The sequence below is a fragment of the Deltaproteobacteria bacterium genome, from assembly GCA_016709225.1.
Taxonomy (GTDB): Bacteria; Myxococcota_A; Polyangia; order Nannocystales; family Nannocystaceae; genus Xiheibacterium; species Xiheibacterium phototrophicum.
The window spans coordinates 3,195,820-3,217,286 of record JADJEE010000012.1 but is presented as its reverse complement, the minus strand read 5'-3'; the positions used below and the strand labels follow the sequence as shown (position 1 = coordinate 3,217,286).

The window sequence follows — 21,467 nt, the reverse complement described above, 5'->3', positions numbered from 1 at the left end:
GGTGACGCGCACCCGTTCGGACGATGTCTTCGCAGCGGTGGTCTGATACGGTAGCGCGCGCGTCGTTGCGCGCTGCTCGCCGTCGGTCGACCACCCGGGCGGCAGACAGGAGACCAAGCCATGCGCCGGATCGTCGTTCTCATCGCCCTGTCCACCTTCGTCGCCGCCTGCGACAGCACACCTCGGATCGAGGAGAAGGCGCCGGAGAAAAAGAAGCTCAGCGAGATGAAGCAGGCCGGCGCCGACAAGGCCACGCCCGAGGAGCTCGAGGAGGCGCGTCGCAAGGCCGGCTTCCGCAGCCCCGAGGACGCGCGCGCCGAAGCCACCGCGAAGTACGTGCTCGACAGCAAGATCTACGTGAAGGGCCGGCTCGCGGACTACCGCAAGCTGCTCGACGACATCCGCAAGCAGCTCGACGAGGTCGAGAAGGCTGCACCCAAGTGGGCGAAGGCGAAGGACGGCCAGGCCGCGCTCGACAGCTGGAACGAGAAGTACAAGAAGGAAGCCAGCAAGGTCACCAAGTTCCACGACGAGCTCACGGCCAAGGGCACCGAGGGCGGCGACACCGAGGTCGCGATCTCGGCAGCGCTGCAGGCGTGGGGCAACCTCCGCAACGACTTGGCGCCGGACATCAGCGCCAACGAGGGCTTCAAGACCGCGCTCACCGACATCCGCGCCAAGCTCGACGAGATCGGCAAGTCGCTCGACGACATCGAGAAGGACGAGAGCGTCGTGGCCGAGCCCGAGGCCGGTGCCGACGCGAAGGCCGACGCCAAGGCCGACGCCAAGGCCGACGCCAAGGCCGGTTGACGCCGAGGCGGTCCCCCAAGCGCCGTGAACGCGACCCTACGTTTCCTCGGGCGCTACGCCCGACGCAACCTGCGGCAGTACACCATCGGTGCAATCGCACTGCTGGCGACCAACTATGCCGTCGTGCGCATCCCGGCGCTCATGGGCCAGGCGCTGAACGTGCTCGAGCGCGACGGCGCGGCGGCGCTCGCCGACGCCCGCGGCATGGCCGTCGAGCTGATGCTGCTGGCGCTGGCAGTGATCGGCGTGCGCACGCTGTCGCGCGCGTTGTTCTTCAACCCCGGTCGCGAGATCGAGTTCCGCCTGGGCATCGATCTGTTCGAGCGGCTGCTGGGGTTGCAGCGGCCGTTCTTCAACCGCCGCAAGGTCGGCGAGCTGGTCAGCATCGCCAGCAACGACACCACCGCCGTCCGCCTGCTGGTGGGCTTCGCGGGCCTGCAGGTGTGCAACGTCGCCGTCGCGATCCCGATGCACCTGTTCCAGATGCTGAGCACCGATGTGGAGCTGACGCTGTGGTGCCTCGCACCGGTGGCGTTCGGTGCCGCGTACATGCGCTGGACCGTGAAGCGCTTCTTCGCGATGGTGCGCGACGGCATGCAGCTGCTCGCGCGGCTGTCGGACCGGGTGCTCGAGTCCTACGCGGGCATCGGCACCGTGCGTTCGCACGCGGCCGAGGACGCGACGATGCGTCGCTTCGACGAGCGCAACCAGGTCTACCTCGACCTGCAGCTGCGGGTCTCGGCGATCCGTGCGTTCGGCATGCCAGTGCTCGCGTTCTCGGGCCTCGCCGGCACCGGCGTGGTGCTGTGGGCCGGTGGCAATCGCGTGCTCCAGGGTGAGCTCGGCGTCGGCGACCTCGCGACCTTCACCGCCCTGCTGGTGTCGCTGGTCGGCACGCTCACCTCGCTGGCGTGGGTGCTCGCGGCGGTCGGCCGCGGCATGATCGCGACCGATCGCGTCGCCGAGCTGCTGCACACCCCCGACGAGCTACCCGCGGTCGAGCACCAGCTCGAGATCCACGCGCCGCCGCGGCTCGAGCTGCGCCACCTCTCGTTCTGCTACGAGGGCACCGAGACTCCGGCGCTGCAGGACATCGAGCTCACCATAGAGCCGGGTCGCACGCTGGGCGTGTTCGGCAAGACCGGCTCGGGCAAGACCACGCTGGTGAACCTCGTCGCGCGGGTCTACACGCCGCCCAAGGGCACCGTGTGGATCGACGGTGTCGACGCCTCGACGGTGCCGCTGTCGGCACTGCGCGAGGCGATGGCGGTGGTGCCCCAGACGCCCTTTTTGTTCTCGACCCGGCTGCGCGACAACATCACCCTGGCCGACGCCAATCCCCGCGCCCGCCGCGGGCGCAAGGGCGAGCCCCGCGAGCCGGATCCGCCGGATCCGCGACTCGACGAGGTGCTCGACGCGGCCTCGCTCACCGACGACATCGCCCATCTGCCGCAGGGCCTCGACACCGTGGTCGGCGAGCGCGGCGTGATGCTCTCGGGCGGGCAGCGTCAGCGCGCGGCGCTGGCCCGGGCGCTGTACCGCCAGCGCCCGGTACTGGTGCTCGACGACGTGTTGTCGGCGGTCGATCAAGGCACCGAGGCCAAGATGGTCGCCGCGATCAGGGCGCTGCGCGCGGGGCAGGACGGTGGCTCCGCGCCCACCACGATCATCGTCTCGCACCGCACCAGCGTGCTCGAGCACGTCGACGAGATCATCGTGCTCGACGGCGGCCGTGTGGTCGAGCGTGGCACGCACCAGGACTTGCTGCGTCAGCGCGGCCTGTACGCCGAGACCCACGCGCACCAAGAGGGCAGCCCGTGAGCGACAGCGACGAGTCACGCAGCGGCGGCGCAGCGCCGAGCCCATGGGCGTTGCTGCGACGCTTCTGGAGCTTCGCGCGTGCGCATCGGCGCTGGATCTTCATGGGCCTGTCGATGATCCCGCTGGTCGCGGCGATGACGACGCTGCGCCCGCTGTTGCTCAAGCACGCGATCGACGTCGCGATCCCCGAGCGCGACGTCGTCGGGCTGCGCGTGCTCGGCATCGGCTTCTTGGTCGCCGTGATGGCCGAGTTCCTGTGCTCGGCGGTGCAGGTGTACGCGCTGCAGCGGGGCGGGCACGCCACCATCAGCGACGTGCGGCGGCAGGTGTTCGGCCACGTGTTGCGGCTGCCGGCCCGCTTCTACGACAACAACGCCATCGGTAGCCTGCTCTCGCGCACCACCAGCGACGTGGAGGCGCTGTCGGAGACGCTCGCGTTCGGGGTCTTCACGATCCTCACCGACATCGTGATGATCGGCGCGATCGTGGTCGCGATGTTCGCCCTCGACGCGCAGCTGACCCTCATCACGCTGACGGTCGCGCCGGTGCTCTACGTCATCGTGCGCTACTTCGGCGCCGCACTGCGGCGGCTGCAGCTCGAGGTCCGCAAGTCCCAGGCCGCGCAGACCGGCTACCTCGCCGAGCAGCTCACCGGCGTGACCGTGGTGCAGCTGTTCGGGCGCGAGCGCGCCGCCCTCGGCGAGTACGAGCGCCTGGGGCAGCGCAACCTCGAGGCCACCAAGAAGGCCAACGTGCTCGACGCGCTGCTGTTCTCCCTGATGGACGGCATCGCGGCCTTCACCATCGCGCTGATGATCTACTTCGCAGCGCCCAGCGTCGCGGGCCACGGTGCGATCACGCTGGGCCTGCTGTTCGCGTTCGTCGACTACCTGCAGCGGGTGTTCGGGCCCATCCGCGAGTTCTCCGGCAAGCTCGCGACCATCCAGCGCGCGGCGGCCTCGCTCGAGCGCATCTACGGCCTGCTCGACGAGCCCGCCGAGCCGCGCGGCGAAGGCCCCGATCCGCTGGTGGGCTGGCGCGGCGGCGTGCGGGTGCGCGACCTGTGCTTCCGCTACAAGCCCGACGGCCCCGACGTCATCAAGGGCATTTCGTTCGACGTCGCCCCTGGCGAGGTCATCGCCGTGGTGGGTCGCACCGGCTCGGGCAAGAGCAGCCTCGGCCGCATCCTGACGCGCTTCTACGACGGCTACCGCGGCTCGATCACGCTACCGGTCGACGGCCGCGAGGTCGAGCTCGCCGACGTCGCGGCCGACCGCCTGCGTCGACACGTGCTGATGGTCCAGCAGGACGTGTTCCTCTTCAACGACGACGTCGCCTTCAACGTCTCGCTCGGCGAGGCCGGCATCGCCGACGATCCCGAGCGCATGCGCAACGCGCTGCGACTCGTGCAGGCCGACACCGCCATCGCCGAGCGCGGCGGGCTCGGCTTCGAGATCGGCGAGCGCGGGGCCAACCTCTCGGCCGGCGAGTCACAGCTGCTGGCGTTCTCCCGCGTGGCCGCGCGCGAGCCCACGCTGCTCATCCTCGACGAGGCCACCGCCAGCGTCGACAGCATCACGGAGCAGAAGGTCCAACGCGCGATCGAGCAGCTGCTGCGCGGCCGCAGCGTCATCGTCATCGCCCATCGGCTCTCCACCATCCGACGCGCCGACCGCATCATCGTGCTGTCGGGCGGTCAGATCGCGGAGTCCGGCCACCACGACGAGCTGATGGCGAAGGGCGGGCTGTATGCCGAGCTCGTGGACGCCGGCCTCGAGGACGAGGCCGCGGTCCACGGTGGCGAGGACCCGGCGGCGGTCGACGCGGCCGCCCCGGGGTGAAGCGAGCGGCTCAATCGCCGGGGCAGTCGAGCACTTCGGCGCAGTCGTCGGCGATGTCCTGATCCGCGTCGTCGCTGCACTCGTTCTTCAGCTTGTTCGCGGTCTTGATGCACAGGCGGCCCTCCTTGGCGTCGTAGTCGCAGCCGGCATCGTCGATCAGCGGATCGAGCTGATCGTGGAGGTTGTCCTCGACGTCGTCCTTGCAGCGACCCATGTCGCCCTTGTACAGCTCGTCGAACGCCGAGCCATCGCAGTTCTTGGTGCGCTTGCACGAGAGCGCCGCGGCCCGCTTGGCGAAGGCGTCGACATTGCCGTAGCAGCCGCCGAGGAGCGACGCACAGATCACCAATCCGAGGGAGGTTCGCAACGTGGACATGGTCCGCGGAGGATACGGCGGGGCCCGAACGGCGCGCAACCTTCGGGCGGATGTCCGGAGCGGGCACTGTGGTGGGGCGCACGGCCGCAGCCCGCCGCCTCGGGTGGGCGGCGCCCGGGGCCGCTGGCGGGCGGCGGCGCGAGACCGCGGAATCCTTGGGCGGCGCGACCCGACGAGTCCCTCGACACAGGGATCGTGGTGGGTCAGAACGCCGTCATGGCCGCGACTCCGCAAGGCGCTAGCCGCTGGCCCACGCGCCCAGCTCGATGCACTCGGTCTCACACGGACCGCAGCCGAAGCGTACGTGGATGTGCTCGTCGTGCCCCTTCGCGTGTCGGACCAGACCTAGGTTCGCCGCATGTCCACGCGGATATTGCAGGCGACGGCGGAGCTCGGCCTCGTCGACGCCGCGAGCTTTCATCGCGCGGTAGAAGGGCTTCTGCAGCGCGTAGTCGAGGTAGACCACGGTCGCGTCGACCTCCGCGAGCGCACCCACGAGATCCCACAGCGCCAGCCAGTCGACGCGGTGTGGCGTCAGGGGCATCCACGCCGGCACGTCGACGCGCCGCGGCAGGCTGATGTCGATGTCGCGACCCGTGCGGTGCGAGCGATGATCACCGATCGCGCCACCGTGCTCGCGGCTCATCGTGCCCAGCTGCAGCACGCCCTCGTAGGTGGTGTGCGCGTGCCAGCTCGCGAGCGCCTTGGTCAGCTCGGCGACCGCATGCGAGGTGCCGTAGCTCGCACCGGGGAATCGTAGCTCGTAGCCCTCCCCCGCCGGGATCGCGACGCCGTGCACGAGCGTGCCCGTGTCGGGCGCACCGATGCCGAAGCCGCCGCGCGGCACCGGGTCGTCGTCGCGGGCGCCGACGATCCAGTCGTGGACGATGGGGTCGACCCACAGCCGCAGGTGGGTCCCGGGTGTCATCTTGTCGCGCCAAGGCCAGTGATGCGCCTGCAGCTGCTTGGCATCGACACCGTGTGCGCGCGCGATCGACTGCCAGGTATCGCCCTCGCCCACGACGTACTCGAGCTCGCGCCGTGGCGGCGGGATGCGGCGCGCCTTCACCTTGATGCGCTTGCCGGTGGCCAGGCGATCGACACCGGAGCGGATGCCGTTGTGGATCCGCAGATCCGACTCTCGCAGCCCGTAGCGGGCCGCCAGCTGCGCGAGCGTCTCGCCGGGCACGAAGCGGTGGGTGACCCACCGCTGGGCCGCCGGGTACTCGATCGTACTGCTGGTGTCGCAGCGTGTCGGCTCGATCGAGCGATGCCAGTCGTGGCCACCGGCGACCGCCGACGTGGACGTCACCGCGCATGCGATGAGCACGAGCTGCTGCGCGAGCCTACGCATGGATCTCGGCAGTGTCGCACGGGCCCGCGGAGCTACGAAAGCCGGCGACTTGGGGCAATCGCCCGCGGCCCGCGATCGCACGCGCTCGAGGGGCGCGTCGCATGGCGGTCGCGCGCTGGCGCGTGCCGATCCCACGGCGCACACTACGGAGCTTGCCGCACGCGTACGTCCCACGACGATTCCTCGCTGCGCACCTGCTGGCCGGCGCGGCCGCGGTTGCGGCCTGCCGGGGCGGTGAGACCGGTCACCGCACGCCGAGCTCGGAGCTCGCGCCGGCGTCGCGGCCGATCGAGGGCCCGGGGTCGGCCGCGACGGTGAACGGCACGCTGACGCTGGAGCACGGCCAACGCGTGCTGCGGGTGTGGGGCACGCCGCAGCAGATGGGCTACGCCCACGGCGCGCTGCTGCGCGACGGCATCCTCGCGGTGGTGCAGGACTACGCGCTCGACGTGGTGCCGCCCGCGGCCCTGACCGCCGCCGCCGGGGCCATGGGGCGTACCGCCACCATCGCGCCGAGCCTGCGAGAGGAGGCGGCCGGCGTCATCGAGGGCATGCGCGACCACGGCGGTGCATTCGTGCCCGCGCTGGCGCGCGAGCTGAGCGTCGACGATCTCCTGGCCTTGAACGCGATGACCGACCTGCTCGCAATCGGTTGCTCGTCGCTGTCGACGTGGGGCGACGCGACCGCGGCGGCCTTCGACGGCGCCGCGGTGGTCGTGCGCAACCTCGATTGGAGCACCGATCCCGACCTGCTCGCGCAGCAGCTCGTCATCGTGACGATGCCGTCGGACCCGCAGCGACAGGCGCTGGTCTCGGTCGGCTTCGCGGGCTACCTCGCGTGCCTGAGCTGCATCAACGAGGCCGGCGTGACCGCGCTCTTCAACATGGGCTACGGCGACGGGGCCGCCAGCGCGCTGCAGGCCCTCGCCGGCTTCGCGCCCGCCAACCTGCTGGTCCGCGACGCACTCGAACGACGCGACACCGACGGCGACGGCCGCAGTACCGCCGACGATGTCGAAGCATCGGTGCGCGCAGCCACCCACGCGGGCAGCTGGATCCTCCACGTCGTCGAGCCCGCGACGGTCGCTGCCGCCGCCGTGCGCAGCCCCGCGCGCGTGCTCGAGGTCGAGGCCGATGGCGTGGTCACCCGCACGGCGAGCGAAGGGGAAGGCCCTGATGCGATCGCGTCGGATCACCTCGCGGCCACCAACCACTTCCGCGCCAAGCGTGCGCCCACCTCGTGCCCGCGCTATCGCGAGCTCGCGAACGCATCACGGCGCCAGCCCGTCATCGACGCCGACGCGTTATGGCGCGTGGGTCGCGGGGTGCGATTGCCGGAGGTCGTGCAGTCCATGATCGTCGATACCGACCATCGCGCGCTGTCGCTGTGGTTGCGGCGCGCGAACGAAGACCACGACAGCGACGCGCCGCCGGTCGCGTGGACGTGGTCCGAGCTGGTCCGACCCCAAGGGCGGGAATAGGTCCTGCGGGGGCCTGGGTTCGCCGCCTCCGTGGCAAGCCTACGCATCCGCCGAACCACCTCGTGGCCCGCGCTCGCGGCCGTGTTGCTCGTCTGCGGACCCGGTAGCCTCGTCGCAGCCCTCGGCGCGACTGGCTGCAGCCGCGACGCGGCCGCCGCCGACGCCGACGCGAGCGCGACCGAGTCGCCCGAGACCGAGACCGCCAAGGCCATCATGGCGGCCGTCGATGGCCTTCGCACGACCGCCGCGGGTGGTGAGATCGGCAGCTTCGATCCCCGCGTCTCGCTCGCGCCGATGCTCGAGCACGTCGGCCCCAGCGTCGTCAGCGTCCACACCCAGGGCTTTGCGCGAAGGGCCGCGTTCCCGTTCGGCGGCGGAGCCTTCGGTGCGCCGGAGTCGGCCACACCGCTGGGCCACGGCAGCGGCTTCGTGTACTCGACCGACGGCTTGGTCGTCACCAACCACCACGTGGTCGAGGGTGCCGCATCGGTGAAGGTCCGCATGTCCGATGGTCGCGAGTTCGCGGCCCACGTGGTCGGCAGCGACCCGCTGACGGACCTCGCGCTCGTACAGGTCGACGGCGCCAGCGGTCTGCCAGCCGCGGTCATGGGCGACAGCAACGCCGCACGCGTGGGCGACTGGGTGGTCGCGCTCGGTAGCCCGCTCGGGCTCGAGCACAGCGCGTCGGTCGGCATCGTCTCGGCGAAGGGTCGCGGCAGCCTCGGGCTCTACCGCGAGAGCTACCTCGACTTCCTGCAGACCGACGCCGACATCGCGCCCGGCAGCAGCGGCGGTCCGCTCTTCGATCTGCAGGGTCGCGTGATCGGCATCAACACCGCGGTCGGCCCCGGCTCGGCGCCGGGCTTCGCGATCCCGATCGATCAAGCCAAGAAGATCCTGCCCGCGCTCCAGGCCCATGGCCGCGTCGTGCGTGGCTGGCTCGGCGCCGCCGGCATCGAGCGCAGCGACGATGCGTCGACGACCGTCGGCGCGACGGTCGGTCGCGTGTACGAAGGCACCCCGGCGGCGAGCGCAGGGCTGCGCGAGGGCGACATCATCACCAAGGTCGACGGCACCGCGGTGAAGGACTTCGCGGACCTGCGCGCACGCGTGGCGGAGCTCGAGCCCGGCCACGTCGCGCGACTCGAAGTCACGCGCGATGGCGGCACGCTCGAGCTCGCGGCCACGTTGGCCGAGCGACCCGCGGCCGACCGCCTCGACGACCTGCGCGCTGCGCCGTCGACGGGCGCCATCGGCGTGATCCCGGCCCCGACCCCACCGACCCCACCGACCGCGCGCCCGGGGCGACTGGGCGTGCAGGTGCGACCGGGTGACCGCGGGCTCGAGGTCGCGACGATCGAGCCCGGGTCCCTGGCCGAGCAGCTGGGACTGCGCACCGGCGACGTGCTGCGCTCCGTCAACGGCACCGACATCGAGGACGCCCCCGACGTGGCCGACGCGTTGCGCGGCGGCGGCGAGCGGCTCGCCATCGACGTGCTGCGTGACGGCTCGGTGATCACGCTCAGCATGAAGATCGCTTCGTGAGCCACGCCGCGCGGGCGGCCTGCGTCAGTTGTTGGCGGTCGCGTGTCACCGTATGCTCCGCGGCATCACGATGAGCGACACGCGGCACTCCAAGATCCTGATCCTCGGCGCCGGCCCGGCCGGCTACACCGCGGCGCTCTACGCCGCGCGTGCAGATCTCCAGCCGCTGATGCTCGCGGGTCCCGAGCCGGGTGGACAGCTGACCACGACCACCGAGGTCGAGAACTTCCCCGGCTATCCCAAGGGCGTCACCGGCCCCGAGATGATGGACCAGCTGCGCGAGCAGGCCGAGCGCTTCGGCACCGAGATCATCTACGACCTCGCCAACGAGGTCGACGTGTCGCAGCGCCCGTTCCGCGTGGTCGGCGACAGCGGCGTGTACACCGCCGACGCGCTCGTCATCGCCACCGGCGCAAGCGCGAAGTATCTGGGGCTGCCCAGCGAGCAGCGGCTTCGCAACAAGGGCGTGACCGCCTGCGCGACCTGTGACGGCGCGTTCTTCCGCAACCAGGACGTCGCCGTGATCGGCGGTGGCGACACTGCGATGGAGGAGGCGCAGTACCTCACGCGCATGTGCCGTTCGGTGCACCTGATCCACCGCCGCGACAGCTTCCGCGCGAGCAAGGTCATGCAGCGCCGCGTGCTCGAGAACCCGAAGATCACGGTTCACTACAACCGCAACGTGAAGGAGGTCCTCGGCAGCGACGGCGTCAGCGGCCTGCTGCTCGAGGACACCACCGGCGGGCCCGACGAGACGCTCGCGGTCACCGGCATGTTCCTCGCCATCGGCCACGAGCCCAACAGCAAGCCCTTCGTCGGCAAGCTCGACATGGACGAGGCCGGCTACATCAAGATCGACAGGCCCGGCAGCACGTACACCAGCGTGCACGGCGTGTTCGTCTGCGGTGACGTGGCCGACAAGGTCTACCGCCAGGCCGTGACCGCCGCGGGCACCGGCTGCATGGCAGCGATCGACGCCGAGCGTTGGCTCGCCGAGCAGTGATCAGGCCGCGCGCCGCAGGCTCGCGCGCGCGTGCACCAGGCGATCGGTCACCTCGCGCACGGCCCCGTGGCCGCCATCGCGTTGCGTGATCCAGTCGGCGCACGCGCGCACCTGGGCGTGCGCATCGCGTGGCGCCACGAACACGCCGACTCGCCCGACCAGTGGCAAGTCGCCGAGGTCGTCGCCCATCGCGAGCACCTGCTCCGGCGCCACGCGGAAGCGGCGGCAGAACTCGCCGAACGCGGCGCCCTTGTCCTGGCAGCCGAGCACGACGTGATCGACCTGCAGCTTCTCGGCGCGGCGCCCCGCGGCCGTGCTCTGCTCGCCGGTGACGATCGCGACGCGGCCGCCGGCGCGCTTGAACGCCGCGATGCCGGCACCATCGCGGGTGTCGAAGCGCTTCAGCTCGTCGCCCTGCTCGCCGTAGTACATCGCGCCGTCGGTCATGGTGCCGTCGACATCGAGCCACAGCCACGTGATGGCCGCGAGGTCGACATCGGCACCGAACCCCCGCCGCAGCGCCTCGGCGCGGGCGCGCTCGAGGTCGGCCGGCTCGTCGATGTCGATCGCATCGGCCTCGGGCACCTCGAAGGTCGCGATGCGACCGCCCAGCCGCGCCCCCGTGGCCTCGAAGATCGCGCGGGTGAACACGTAGAACGAGCCGGTCTCGAGCGTGATGCCGCGGATGTCCTGTCGCCGCGGCCGCGCGCCCGGCTCGTAGGTGCACGGCGCCGCGCCGTGGCCGTCATCGCGCCATACGAAGCCGCAGAAGCGCACCACCGACAGCATGCTGTCGCAGCCCTCGCGGTCGAACCGCTGCAGCGCGGCGTCGAGCTGACCGGGGCTGCGAAACGGCGAGGTCGCCTGCAGCAACACCACGCGATCGGGCACGAGCCCGTCGGCGCGCATGCTCGCAAGCGCGTGCTCGATGGCGGACTCGGTCGACGCGGTGTCGCTGCCCAGCTCCGCCGGACGGCGGATGATCTGCGCGCCGGCCGAGGTCGCAACGTCGGCGATCTCGTCGTCGTCGGTGCTGACAAACACGCGATCGATGCCCGCGGTCGCGCGTGCATGGGCAATGCTGTGGACCAGCAGCGGCCGGCCGCCGATCGCGACCAGGTTCTTGCGCGGGATGCCCTTGCTGCCGCCGCGGGCGGGGATGAGCGCGACCGTCGTCATACAGGTGGCTTCGTGCAGCAGGCCACGCAGGCGATCCAGGCCACGTCCCGCTTGGGGCCACACCCCTGGAGCGCGGCCCCGCGGTTCAGCCCTCGTCGGGTGTGTCGAACGCGACCGCCGACGCGACGTCGCCGGCGCGCTCGATGTCGATGAAGCAGTGCACGTAGCCGCAGCTCGAGCACACCCGCGCGCGCACGGGGGCCGACCGCGTGAAGCCCCCGTCCGGATCGCCGAAGCGCAGGGTCGACAGCGAGATGGGGATCGGCGCCTTGAGGTTGCGGCCCGCAAACAACGCAACCGGCAGCAGCGACCCACCGCAGGCCACGCAGCCGGCCTCGGCGCTGGCGCGGCGGCGGGTCTCGCGGTCCTCGTCGCGGGCTCGCTTGGCCTCACCACGCAGGGTGTCGAGCTCTTCGCGCAGGCGATCGTTCTCGCGCTCGAGCTCGGCAACCTGCAGAGAGAGCGCCTGGCGGTCGTCGCGATACACCACGATCGCTTGCAGGATAGCATCCCCCGCGATGTCCGTTGACACCACCGGCGCGACGCGACGCTTTCGGGCCCGACTCTGTGCCGGCGGCTGCGGGCTGCGCTTTCCGGTCGACGACGGCAGCCCACTCGGTGAGCGCTGCCCGCTGTGCGGCGCGCCGACCCAGTTCGTCGACGAGCCCTACACCAGCGCCGAGGTGCCGACTCCCGCGCAAGACCGGCCGACGACACACGCCCAGACGGCGAGCGCCGCGAGCGTGGACCTCGGCGCGGGCGCGGGTGGACACACGCGCCGGCTCGGCCTGCTGCTCGACAACGTTCGGAGCCTGCGCAACGTCGGTGGCATCTTTCGGACCGCCGATGGCGTCGGCGTCTCGCTGGCGGTGCTCGCCGGGATCACGCCCACGCCGGCCCACCCCGGCTTCGCGAAGACCGCCCTCGGCGCAGAGCTCTCGGTGCCATGGCGGCGACACGCCGATGCCATCGAGGCGGCCACGCAGTGCCTCGCGGAGGGTTGGTCGCTGTGGGCCCTCGAGGGCGGCGAGCGGGCGGTCGATCTGTTCGCCGCGCAGACCCGCGCGGCGGCCCACGATCGGGCCGTGATGTTGGTGCTCGGCCACGAGGTCTCCGGCGTCGACCCCCGCGTCCTCGCGCTGTGCGAGCGCGTCGTGTTCATCCCGATGCTCGGCCACAAGCGATCGCTGAATGTGTCGGTGGCCTTCGGGATCGCGGCCTATGCCCTGCGGGCCGGGCTCGGCGCGCACGTCGAGTGAGCGCTCGAGCCCCGCGGAATTCGCCGGGAACTTGGTGGCCGTCTCGGCGCTGTGCCAGCTTCGGCGGGCTGTGGACGAGCCTGGCGAGATCCCAACCGACGTCGACGCCGATGCCGACGCGTCGTGCGTCATGGGCGATGCGTGCGACGGCGAGGCCGATGCATCGGCGCAGCCCGCAGCCCGTCACGGACGCCTGCGCCGCGCCTTCGCGTGGTCACGCAGGAACGGATACCTCGTGGTGGTCGCCGGCGCGATCCTGGTGGTGACACGCGCGATCGATTTCTCCCCGCCGCCCGAGGTCCGGGTCGGGAAGGCCAACGTGGCGCAGCTGGTCGGCGACGCCCCGACGCAGGAATTCTCCCACGAGCTCTCGAATCCGCAGGCGGTGCAGGTGCGCGCGACGCTGCGGCTGTACCCGGATGATCAGCTGCAGGTCGGCGCGCCCGATCCCGACACCGATGCGGTCGGCAAGGTGCTGTCGCAGCCGGTCGTCACGACCATCCTCGGCATGAACGCGACCGTCGATCAGACCGTGCGGCTCGAGGGCGGTGAGCTGGAGATCGCGCTGAGCCTCGATGCGACGCCGCGTCTGGTCGGCACCGCCAAGCGTGGCCAGCCCGCGCCGGAGCTGGTGCTCGAGCACGAGCTCACGGTTCGCAGTCGTCGCGACAGCTGGTGGCGGACACGGCCGAGCGAGCGCGTGCACCTCGACCAGCGCGGCTTCCTCGGCAAGGTCGAGGAGCATGGCCACCGCATCGTCTTCACCGTGGACGAGCACCTGTTCAGCCTGGATCTCGAGATCCATCGCAGCGCCGCGCCGCCGCCTTCGCTGGCGCGCACCAAGGATCCGTAGTGCGAGCCGGGGGACTCGAACCCCCACGCCGCGAGGACACTGGAACCTAAATCCAGCGCGTCTACCAATTCCGCCAGGCTCGCCTACGGGCGCGGACGCAGCGTAGCAGCCCGCGGCGAAGCCAGGCAACGACGGCTCGGGCGCGACCGCATGCGCCGGGTTCGCGGGATCGTACCCGTGAAGCTGCGCGCGCGACCGATTTGGGGGTACGGTCGGGACCGATGCCTCGCTGCGTGCGCGATCGTTGGTCGACCATGGTCTTCGTGTTGGCTGCCCTGGCAGCGAGCGGCTGTGCGGACGAGCGGCCCCCGGGTACCGCCGCGAAGCTCGACGGCAAGACACCGGTTCCCCAGCAGGTGCCGCCGGTGACGGACAGCAAGACACCGGACAGCAAGACGCCGGACACCAAGGCAGGGACCGGTCCCGACGCCAAGGCGGCGCCCGACCAGCCGCTCGCCACCGTCGGCGACGGGCCGCTGCCCCTGGCCGGACTGCTCGGCAAGTCACCGGCCGAGGTCGAGGCGCAGCTCGCCGAGCCGCTGGGCAAGGGCATGGCTCGCAAGTCGTGCGTGCGCTACCTGCCCGAGCGCACGTGGTTCCAGTGCGCCTTCGCGATGCAGCGCTACGGCGACAAGAATGGTGCGTTCAAGGCGGTCGGCATCGAGTACGAGGACGGCAAGGCCACCGCGGTCGCGTTCGACGGGCTGCTCGGCGCGAGCGGACCGTTCGCACCCGCGACCGCGCTCGCCTACGTCGGTCTCACGCTGCCCGGTGAGCCCAAGGTCGATGCACCCGGTGGCAATGCGACGGTCTACTCGTGGTTCAACCGCGCCGCCCGACTGCTGATCGACGGCAAGCAGTACCGCGTGGTCGTCTCGACCGTCGACGAGGACTGGGCGCGCACCAAGGTCGAGGTGATCCTCAACCAGCCGTTGACGCCCCAGCAGCAGGCGTTGGTGCTGCCACCCGCCGGCGCGGCCGCGCCGGAGCCCGGCGCCGGCTGAGCTCGCGCGGCCGCGGCGTTCGGTTGGCGCCCGCCCACAGCCGGTGTCGCGCCTCGACCGTGCACGCGCCGTGATGTCGACACTGCGCCTGGGCCCGACGCGCCGCGGCGATCGCCGACACCATCGGCACGTCGAGCACCTCGGGCGGCAGGCAGTCACCGAGGAACCGCAGGCTGTAGGCCGCGCTCAGACCGTGCGTGCCGCGGGTCGAGAAGCGCTCGGGGTCACCGTGGTGGAACGGGCAGCGTGGATCGAGCCAGCCCACGCGGATCGCGTTGCGCCGCATCGAGGCCCCCGCCCACGCATCGGCCGGATGTGCCGCGACCACGCGACAGTGCGACTCGCGTCGGCAGATGTGCGTGAGCTCCGTGGCGAGGCTCGGCTGCCCGACCAGCAACGCAGCGATCGCAGAGGAAGCGCGGGGCTCGAAGACCAGCCGCAGCAACTCGAACAACCAGGCCAAGTGCGCAGAGGATAGCAACGCACGCGCACGCGTCACGGGCGTCGGCGTTCGCGCCGGATCAGGGAATCTCGCGGATCTCCGCGTCCATGCACCAATTCCCGAAGGGATTGGGCTGAAAGCTCACCACGTCCTCCCAGTCCGGAACGTTGCAAGCACCGTTGCCCTCCATACGAAAGAACGAGGCATCCCCGACCGTGGAGTCGGTGTCGACGGCCATGCCCAGCGCGGAAGCGAGCCCGGGCGCCGTGGTGGCAAAGCCGATGCAGAACTCCTGCGTATCGATCTGGATCGGCGCCGCGAACTCGTAGTCGTGTTCCATCGGCGACGCGTCGAGCTGCGTCAGCACCACCTGCTCGATGAGGTTGGAGGGGCCACCGCCATCACGCTCGTAGACGCGGAGCTCGAAGTCCTCCAGATCGGTGTGCACCGCCGCCACCGAGTAGTGCATCGAGAGCAGCTCGAACGGCGGGCTGATCGGCGCCGTGAAGCACTCCTGCCCCTCGATGGGATCGCCGGCGGGGCTCAGCACATTGCCGTTGAAGTAGCACCACAGCGGATCATCGCAGGCGGTCTGATCGCCGTGCTGCAGGTGATACGTCGCAGGCTGACCGCCGGTGCTCGAGCTGCCGTCGCCCGCCGTGCTGCCGCCATCGCTGCTGGCGCTGCCCGACGTGCTCGACGAACCATCGCCGGTCGCCGTGGTCGTGCCGTCCGTGGTCCCGGCCGTGGTGCTCGCCGTGGTGCCGGCCGTCGTGCTGGCCGAAGCACTGGCCGAACCGTCCAGTGACGCCGCCGTCGACGAGTCGCCCACCGTGGCGCTCGTGGAGGACGCGCTGCCGCTACCGCCCGTGCTGCCCGCATCCCCCGATCCGCCGCCGCTGCCGGACGAGTCGAACGAGCACGCGAACACCAGCACGAGCGCAGAACCGAGACGCGAGCCATGGAAAAAGGTCACCCGACCATTTACGGCAGGTTCGCGACCGACGGTCAACCGAGGACCTTACCCGGGTTGAAGAGCGCGGTCGGATCGAGCGCCCGTTTGATCGCGCGCATCATCGCGAGCTCCGCCGGTGAGCGACTGTGGTGCAGATGTTCGCGCTTGAGCAGTCCGACGCCGTGCTCGGCGGAGATGCTGCCACCGTGGCGCTCGACCAGCGCGTAGGTCGCGTCGTCGTAGCGTTCGCACGCGACCATGAACGCGCCGTGGTCCTGCGCGAGCGGAGGCAGCACGTTGAGATGGAGGTTGCCGTCGCCGACGTGGCCGAACGACAGCGCCTCCGCACCGGGTAGGTGCTCCGCGACCAGCGGACGCCACGCCGCGAGGAACGCCAACAGCGCCGAGAGCGGAAGCGCCACGTCGTTCTTGTGCGGACGATGGCGATGCAACGACTCGCTCACGTCTTCGCGCAGCGACCATAGATCCCGCGCCTGCGCCGCAGTGGTCGCGACCACCGCGTCTTCGATCTCGCCGGCCGCGGCGGCAGCCGCGAACAGCTCGATCATGCGCTCGCGCAGCTGGGCCTCCGACTCACCCTCGGCATGCTCGGCCTCGACGAGCACGTAGGCATGGCTCGGCGCTTCGAAGGGTCCGGCGTGCTCGCGTCCGCGATGGGACATCACGTGCCGAAGGCAGCCGTGCTCGAGGTACTCGAAGGCCTGCAACGTGATGCCTCGCTGCACCCGCTCGTACAGCCGCAAGATCGATGCGTCATCGGGCACCGCCACCAACGCGACCACCACGCCCGCGGGCGGACGCGTCAGTCGGAGCGTCGCGGCGACGACGATCCCGAGCGTGCCCTCGGCACCGATGAAGAGCTGCCGCAGATCGTAGCCGGTGTTGTCCTTCACCAGCGCGCCACCCAGCTCGAGGAGATCGCCGTTCGCGGTCACGACCTCGAGCCCACTGACCCACGCACGCGTGGAGCCGTAGCGCAGCACCTTCACACCGCCGGCATTGGTCGCGATGCTCCCGCCGATCTGCGCGCTGCCCTTGGCCGCGAAATCGACGGGATAGATCAGCTCGTGCGCGGCCGCTGCCAGCTGCACCGCCTCGACGGTCGCACCGGCCTCGCAGCGCACGACCCTCGCCGCGACGTCGACCGGATCGATGCGACGCATCCGTTCGAGCGAGACCACGACTTCACCGCGGGTGGCCGTGGCGCCACCACACAGACCCGTGCGCCCACCCGAGGGCACGATCGCGCCGCCGGCCGCCGCGACCACGCGCACGACTTCACGCACCTGCTCCACCGAGCCAGGGAGCACGACGACGGACGGCGACGCCGACCACGGTCCCCGGCAGCGGTCGCTGCCGTAGGTGCCGAGGTCGGCGGGTTCCTGCAGGAGGCCAGCGTCACCGACCACCTGCGCGAGTTGCTCGACCAGGTTCACAGGCCGATCATCCACCGGACTGCGGACGGGCGCACCGTCCGCAGTCAGGCGGCGCCGCACCGATCAGAAGCCGTCGGGCAGCGCGTTTGGCGAGCGCAGCAGCTGCCGCACCATGCGCACCACCGACTTCACGACCGGATGGCCCTTGATGAAGACCACGCCGACCACGTGCTTCTCGTCGCCGGAGACCAGGACTGCGTGATCCCCGACGAGCACGCGAACCGCGGGCTCGTTGGCAATCTGCCGCAGCTTGACGGCCTCCATGACGATCGGCTGCCAGCGCTCCTCCCCGACCCACCCCGAATCACCGTTCGTAGCCTGTTCGGCGGTCATATCGAGGACGGCGACGATCCCGTCGTGCCGGAGCACGCGCTCGATCCTATTCGTTCCCATGGTTCTGGACCTGACTCCCTCGCGGCGGACCCCACCCGGGGCAACAGCCGTCGGGGCGGGTTGTACATAAACGACTGGGTTGCGTCAATCACGCGGGCGCCCGGCCGAAATTCGCGGAACATCGTTCAGATAGGCCCTAACAACGCTCCTACGACGGTGATGCCCCGCGGGGTGCGCCCGACGCGCAGCCCGCGATCCCGCCGGGGGTTTAAGGCGGTGGCCGGTGTTCGGTTCGCGGTAGAGCTTCGGGTCGTGGGTCCGCGTCTCCTCGCAGCCGGCATGCTCTGGCTGGCCGGCTGCAACTGCGGCGATGACCCGGCGGCCGAACCTGCGAGCGGCAGCACGGGTTTCGCCGCGCCGGTCGAGGCGGTGCCACCGGTCGTCGACGACGGTCCACCGCGCGGAACGCTGGCGGTCCAGCACGGCCGCGCACTGTCGCAGCGCGTCCTCGACGACGTGACCGGGCTCGACCTCGCGTTCGCCCTCGACGATCGCCTCGGGCAGCTCGACGAGCTCGACGCGACCGACGTGTGCACGTCGGTCGATCTGCCGGAGGTCTTGGCGCGAGCGCCCAAGCTGCGCTCGCTGCGGATCTCGGGCTGCGCCAACCTGGCGGCGGCACTCGCCGGCGCCACCCAGATCGAGCAGCTCACGCTCGCCGAGCTCGAGCTCGATCCGGGCATCGTCGCTGCACTCGCGACCCTGTCCGGCCTGCGCCGACTCGAGCTGGTACGCGTGACGACCCCGGAGAAGCTCGAGCTGGAGCCGCTCGAAGCGCTCGCCCTGCGCGAGGTGACGGTGCTCGAACTGACGCGCGGCACGGTGCTCGAGCGCGCGCTCGATCTGTGGCCGCGAACGCTGACGCGTGCGCGGTTGGTCGGCCGCTGGGCCGGTCACGACGCCATGCTCTCGTTGTCGAAGGTCGAGTCACTCGAGGTGCTCGAGCTCGACGACACGCGGATCGGCAACTTCTCGCTCAACCAAATCAAGCCGCTGTCGCGCCTGCGGGAGATCTCCTGGGCGGGCGACACCTTCAACGACAACAGCCCGCTGTACTTTCGCGAGCTCCCGGTCGTGAAGTTCAGCTGCGACTGCCCGCGCTTCGGCGACGGCGGACTGCACACGCTGCGTCACTGCGAGAGCGTCGAAGTGCTCGAGCTGCTGCGCTCGAGCGTGTCGGGGCCTGGGCTCGCCGCGCTCGCGCGCCTACCGGCCCTGAAGCAGCTGAAGCTGGTCGATCGTGACATCGGCACGGCCGGCCTGGATGCGCTCCAGCAGGTCCCGACGCTGCGCTGGCTCGAGCTCTCGGGCGACTTCGCCGACGGCCGCATGGAGCACCTCGGCTCGCTGGTGTGGCTCGAGCGCCTGCGGCTCCACGCGCCTGCCGTCGACGACCACGCCGCGGCGGAGATCGGCAACCTCCACGCACTGCGCGAGCTCGACCTCGCAGGCACGCAGATCTCCGACGTCGGGCTTGCGGCGTTCGCCGGGCTCACGCGGCTCGAGACGTTGGTGTTGTCGCAGACCCGCGTGACCAATCGCGGGCTTGCGCACCTCGCCACACTGGGCAACCTGCGGCATCTGATGCTCGATCACACCGACGTGGTCGATGCCGGCGCCGTGCACCTCGGTCAGCTGGTGACGCTGGAGTCGCTGCGGCTCGATCACACGCTCGTCACGGACGCGGCGATCGAGCCGCTGTTGAAGCTCGTGCAGCTGCGCCGTCTCGACGTCAGCGCGACGGTGGTCACCCCCGCCGGTGCCGCCCGGCTGGCGAGCCTGCCCAAGCTGACCGAGCTGATCCTCGCGCCAGAGTCGGAGCCACCTCAAGCGAGGTGAGCGCGACCGTCGGGTCCGGGCGTGACGCGCGTGCGTGCGTCGTCGAGCCAGGCGATCGCATCGCGGCACGCCGCCACCAACGAGTGCCCGCCTGCGAGCCCGCAGGCGATGGCGGTCGCGAGCGCGCAGCCGGTGCCGCGGGGATCGGGGCCCATCACCCGGGGCCGCACGAACGAGGTCTCGCCATCCGCGTCGAGCAATCGGTCCCGCACCCGCGGGCCCGGCTCGCAATCCTTGAGCAACCACGCCGCGTCGCCCCAAGGACGCAGCATCGCGGTCGTGACCGCCGCGGGCGCGCAGCCGAACATCGCGAGCACCTCGTCGCCGTTCGGCGTGACCAGCTCGACCCGCCGCACCAAACCCCGCAGCGCCTCGACCGACGCACCCATGTCGCCGCCGTCGCTGGCACGCAGCACAGGGTCGAGCACGCACGGGGCCGCGTGCTCCGCCAGCGTCGCGTCGACGATCTCGACCAGCGACGCCGGAAGCAACCCGAGCTTGATCGCCAGCGGCCGATCGAGGTTCGCCAGGGCTTCGCGCAGGCGGTTCGCCGCGACCGCGTGCCCGCGCGCGGGACGTCCATCGCCCTGCTCGGTGTACGACGTGATCACCACGTGGCGCGGTAGCGCCGGTGCGAGCGCGATCGCAGTGGCCTCGTCGCGACCGACCCCGGCGCCGCCGGTGGGATCGAGGCCGCCGATCAGCCACAACGAGCCGCTCACGGCGACGACACCGCGGCGGGAATCACCTCGACGCGCTCGATCACGTCCTGGGGCAGGAGCGCATCGACGACCTCCATGCCCTCGCGCACGCGACCCACCACGGGGAAGCGTCCGTCGAGGTGGGGCTGGCGCGTGTGCGTGACGAAGAACTGCGAGCCGCCGGTGTCCTTGCCCGCGAGCGCGATGCCGACGGTGCCACGCTCGTAGCGAAGCTCGGACCACTCGCACGGCACCACCCAGCCCGGTCCGCCGTAGCCGTCGCCGCGGGGGTCGCCGCCCTGCACGACGAAGCCGGGCACGACGCGGTGGAATCGCAAGCCGTCGAAGTAGCCTGCGCGCGCGAGCGCCACCAGGTTGGCCCGTGCGATCGGAGCCGGTGAACCGTCGAACGAGATCTCGAACACACCGGCGCCGGTGTGCACGCGCAGACCTGCGACCGCCTCCGCGCCGGCGGCCGCGGCCGCAGCTTCGACCTCGGGCGCGAAGCCGTGGTCGAAGCGACGCGGGACCGCCAGGGCGAACGCCTCACGCAGGTCGTCGTGCCCCGCCAACGCGAGCCACGCCGCGCGACGCACTGCGTCGTGGCGATCGGCGGCGAGCGGCACCACGACCCGCTGCAACCATGCGCGCGCGTCATCGCCATCCATCGCGAGCTTGGGGATCGCGGCACCGTCGCGCTGCAGCTCGCCGACCGCCGCACCGGTGCTGCGCGCGAGCGCCCCGAGGGCCTCCACGGCGGCCAGGCGCGCCTCGAGGGTGTCACGCGCATCGGCGCGACCCACCAACGCCTCGAGGGCGGGCACGGCCTCGGGATCCCGCCGACCGCGATCGGCCGCCCGCGCCGCGATGGCGCCCGCGGCCGCCGCGAGCACGCCAGCGTCGGCGCGCAGCAGCGCCTCACGAAGCAGCGGGTTGACCCGTGGATCTTCGAGGTCCGCGAGGGCCGAGAGGGCCGCCGCCGCGACCCCGGGCCGCTCGTCGACCGCCAGCTCCATGAGACCATCGGCGCGCACACGCATCGCCGACGCGCGCCCCATCGCGGCCAGGGCCTCGACCGACAGCGACGCCGCATAGCTCGGCGCGACGAGCTCGCGGTCGTCGCGGGCGCAGGTCCCGAGCGTCGCGACCGAGCC

General features: G+C 71.3%; 20 protein-coding genes and 1 tRNA gene. 10 read left to right on the top strand and 11 right to left on the bottom strand.

Features of this window, described 5'->3' with window-relative positions:
- Positions 1-120 precede the first annotated feature (120 nt).
- The 3 genes from IPH07_38300 to IPH07_38290 are packed head-to-tail and all read left to right on the top strand — an operon-like array spanning position 121 to position 4,472.
- Positions 121-810 (top strand): hypothetical protein, encoded by a 690-nt coding sequence (locus IPH07_38300; GenBank protein MBK6923303.1) that lies wholly within the window; start codon positions 121-123, stop codon positions 808-810.
- Positions 811-834: 24 nt separating this feature from the next.
- Positions 835-2,631 (top strand): ABC transporter ATP-binding protein, encoded by a 1,797-nt coding sequence (locus tag IPH07_38295; protein ID MBK6923302.1) that lies wholly within the window; start codon positions 835-837, stop codon positions 2,629-2,631.
- On the top strand, positions 2,628-4,472 hold the full coding sequence (locus IPH07_38290) for an ABC transporter ATP-binding protein (protein ID MBK6923301.1): 1,845 nt from the start codon (positions 2,628-2,630) through the stop codon (positions 4,470-4,472). The genes IPH07_38295 and IPH07_38290 overlap by 4 nt, the downstream gene beginning before the upstream one ends.
- A gap of 10 nt (positions 4,473-4,482) precedes the next feature.
- Here IPH07_38290 and IPH07_38285 read toward each other — a convergent pair whose 3' ends face one another.
- Positions 4,483-4,848 (bottom strand): hypothetical protein, encoded by a 366-nt coding sequence (locus IPH07_38285; GenBank protein ID MBK6923300.1) that lies wholly within the window; start codon positions 4,846-4,848, stop codon positions 4,483-4,485.
- A gap of 238 nt (positions 4,849-5,086) precedes the next feature.
- Positions 5,087-6,202 (bottom strand): penicillin-insensitive murein endopeptidase, encoded by a 1,116-nt coding sequence (locus IPH07_38280; protein ID MBK6923299.1) that lies wholly within the window; start codon positions 6,200-6,202, stop codon positions 5,087-5,089.
- 152 nt (positions 6,203-6,354) lie between these two features.
- On the opposite strand from IPH07_38280, the gene IPH07_38275 reads away from it, so the two are divergent.
- The 3 genes from IPH07_38275 (at position 6,355) to trxB (ending at position 10,231) form a co-directional block, all read left to right on the top strand.
- Positions 6,355-7,683, top strand: coding sequence for a hypothetical protein (locus IPH07_38275; GenBank protein MBK6923298.1), 1,329 nt, complete (start codon positions 6,355-6,357; stop codon positions 7,681-7,683).
- Between the two features lie 30 nt (positions 7,684-7,713).
- Positions 7,714-9,228 carry a trypsin-like peptidase domain-containing protein gene (locus tag IPH07_38270; protein MBK6923297.1) on the top strand — a complete coding sequence of 505 codons (1,515 nt, stop codon included), beginning with the start codon at positions 7,714-7,716 and terminating at the stop codon, positions 9,226-9,228.
- Between the two features lie 70 nt (positions 9,229-9,298).
- On the top strand, positions 9,299-10,231 hold the full coding sequence (gene trxB / locus IPH07_38265; protein ID MBK6923296.1) for a thioredoxin-disulfide reductase: 933 nt from the start codon (positions 9,299-9,301) through the stop codon (positions 10,229-10,231).
- Here the strand turns inward: trxB and IPH07_38260 are convergent, their stop codons facing one another.
- Together IPH07_38260 and IPH07_38255 are read right to left on the bottom strand one after the other, a co-directional pair.
- The gene (locus IPH07_38260; GenBank protein MBK6923295.1) at positions 10,232-11,410 is read right to left on the bottom strand and encodes an acylneuraminate cytidylyltransferase; all 1,179 of its coding nucleotides are present in this window, start codon (positions 11,408-11,410) and stop codon (positions 10,232-10,234) included.
- Positions 11,411-11,495: 85 nt separating this feature from the next.
- Positions 11,496-11,900, bottom strand: coding sequence for a hypothetical protein (locus IPH07_38255; protein ID MBK6923294.1), 405 nt, complete (start codon positions 11,898-11,900; stop codon positions 11,496-11,498).
- Between the two features lie 28 nt (positions 11,901-11,928).
- On the opposite strand from IPH07_38255, the gene IPH07_38250 reads away from it, so the two are divergent.
- Both IPH07_38250 and IPH07_38245 read left to right on the top strand, forming a co-directional pair.
- The gene (locus tag IPH07_38250) at positions 11,929-12,669 is read left to right on the top strand and encodes a hypothetical protein (protein MBK6923293.1); all 741 of its coding nucleotides are present in this window, start codon (positions 11,929-11,931) and stop codon (positions 12,667-12,669) included.
- Between the two features lie 70 nt (positions 12,670-12,739).
- Positions 12,740-13,522: a hypothetical protein gene (locus IPH07_38245; GenBank protein MBK6923292.1), complete on the top strand. Its 783-nt coding sequence runs from the start codon at positions 12,740-12,742 to the stop codon at positions 13,520-13,522.
- Here IPH07_38245 and IPH07_38240 read toward each other — a convergent pair.
- Positions 13,523-13,605, bottom strand: a tRNA-Leu gene (locus IPH07_38240).
- 138 nt (positions 13,606-13,743) lie between these two features.
- Between IPH07_38240 and IPH07_38235 the strand changes: the two genes are divergently transcribed.
- Entirely contained in the window at positions 13,744-14,526 is a 783-nt protein-coding gene (locus IPH07_38235) for a hypothetical protein (GenBank protein ID MBK6923291.1), read from the top strand.
- Here IPH07_38235 and IPH07_38230 read toward each other — a convergent pair.
- The 4 genes from IPH07_38230 to IPH07_38215 all read right to left on the bottom strand — a co-directional run bounded on the left by IPH07_38230 (position 14,444) and on the right by IPH07_38215 (position 17,749).
- Positions 14,444-14,989: a hypothetical protein gene (locus IPH07_38230; GenBank protein ID MBK6923290.1), complete on the bottom strand. Its 546-nt coding sequence runs from the start codon at positions 14,987-14,989 to the stop codon at positions 14,444-14,446. The two genes, IPH07_38235 and IPH07_38230, sit on opposite strands and share 83 nt — an antisense overlap.
- Before the next feature lie 58 nt (positions 14,990-15,047).
- Positions 15,048-15,980 carry a hypothetical protein gene (locus IPH07_38225; protein MBK6923289.1) on the bottom strand — a complete coding sequence of 311 codons (933 nt, stop codon included), beginning with the start codon at positions 15,978-15,980 and terminating at the stop codon, positions 15,048-15,050.
- Positions 15,977-17,380, bottom strand: coding sequence for an FAD-binding oxidoreductase (locus tag IPH07_38220; protein ID MBK6923288.1), 1,404 nt, complete (start codon positions 17,378-17,380; stop codon positions 15,977-15,979). Before IPH07_38220 ends, IPH07_38225 begins: the two co-directional genes overlap by 4 nt.
- Positions 17,381-17,443: 63 nt before the next feature.
- Complete coding sequence (locus IPH07_38215; protein ID MBK6923287.1) at positions 17,444-17,749, bottom strand: hypothetical protein; 306 nt, start codon at positions 17,747-17,749, stop codon at positions 17,444-17,446.
- A gap of 276 nt (positions 17,750-18,025) precedes the next feature.
- Here IPH07_38215 and IPH07_38210 point away from each other — a divergent pair, with 276 nt between their 5' ends.
- Positions 18,026-19,612 (top strand): hypothetical protein, encoded by a 1,587-nt coding sequence (locus IPH07_38210; protein MBK6923286.1) that lies wholly within the window; start codon positions 18,026-18,028, stop codon positions 19,610-19,612.
- On the opposite strand, the gene IPH07_38205 is transcribed toward IPH07_38210, so the two are convergent.
- The gene (locus IPH07_38205; protein MBK6923285.1) at positions 19,600-20,334 is read right to left on the bottom strand and encodes a bifunctional hydroxymethylpyrimidine kinase/phosphomethylpyrimidine kinase; all 735 of its coding nucleotides are present in this window, start codon (positions 20,332-20,334) and stop codon (positions 19,600-19,602) included. The genes IPH07_38210 and IPH07_38205 overlap by 13 nt on opposite strands.
- The gene (locus tag IPH07_38200; protein ID MBK6923284.1) at positions 20,331-20,981 is read right to left on the bottom strand and encodes a peptidylprolyl isomerase; all 651 of its coding nucleotides are present in this window, start codon (positions 20,979-20,981) and stop codon (positions 20,331-20,333) included. The genes IPH07_38205 and IPH07_38200 overlap by 4 nt, the downstream gene beginning before the upstream one ends.
- Positions 20,982-21,467: the final 486 nt, after the last annotated feature.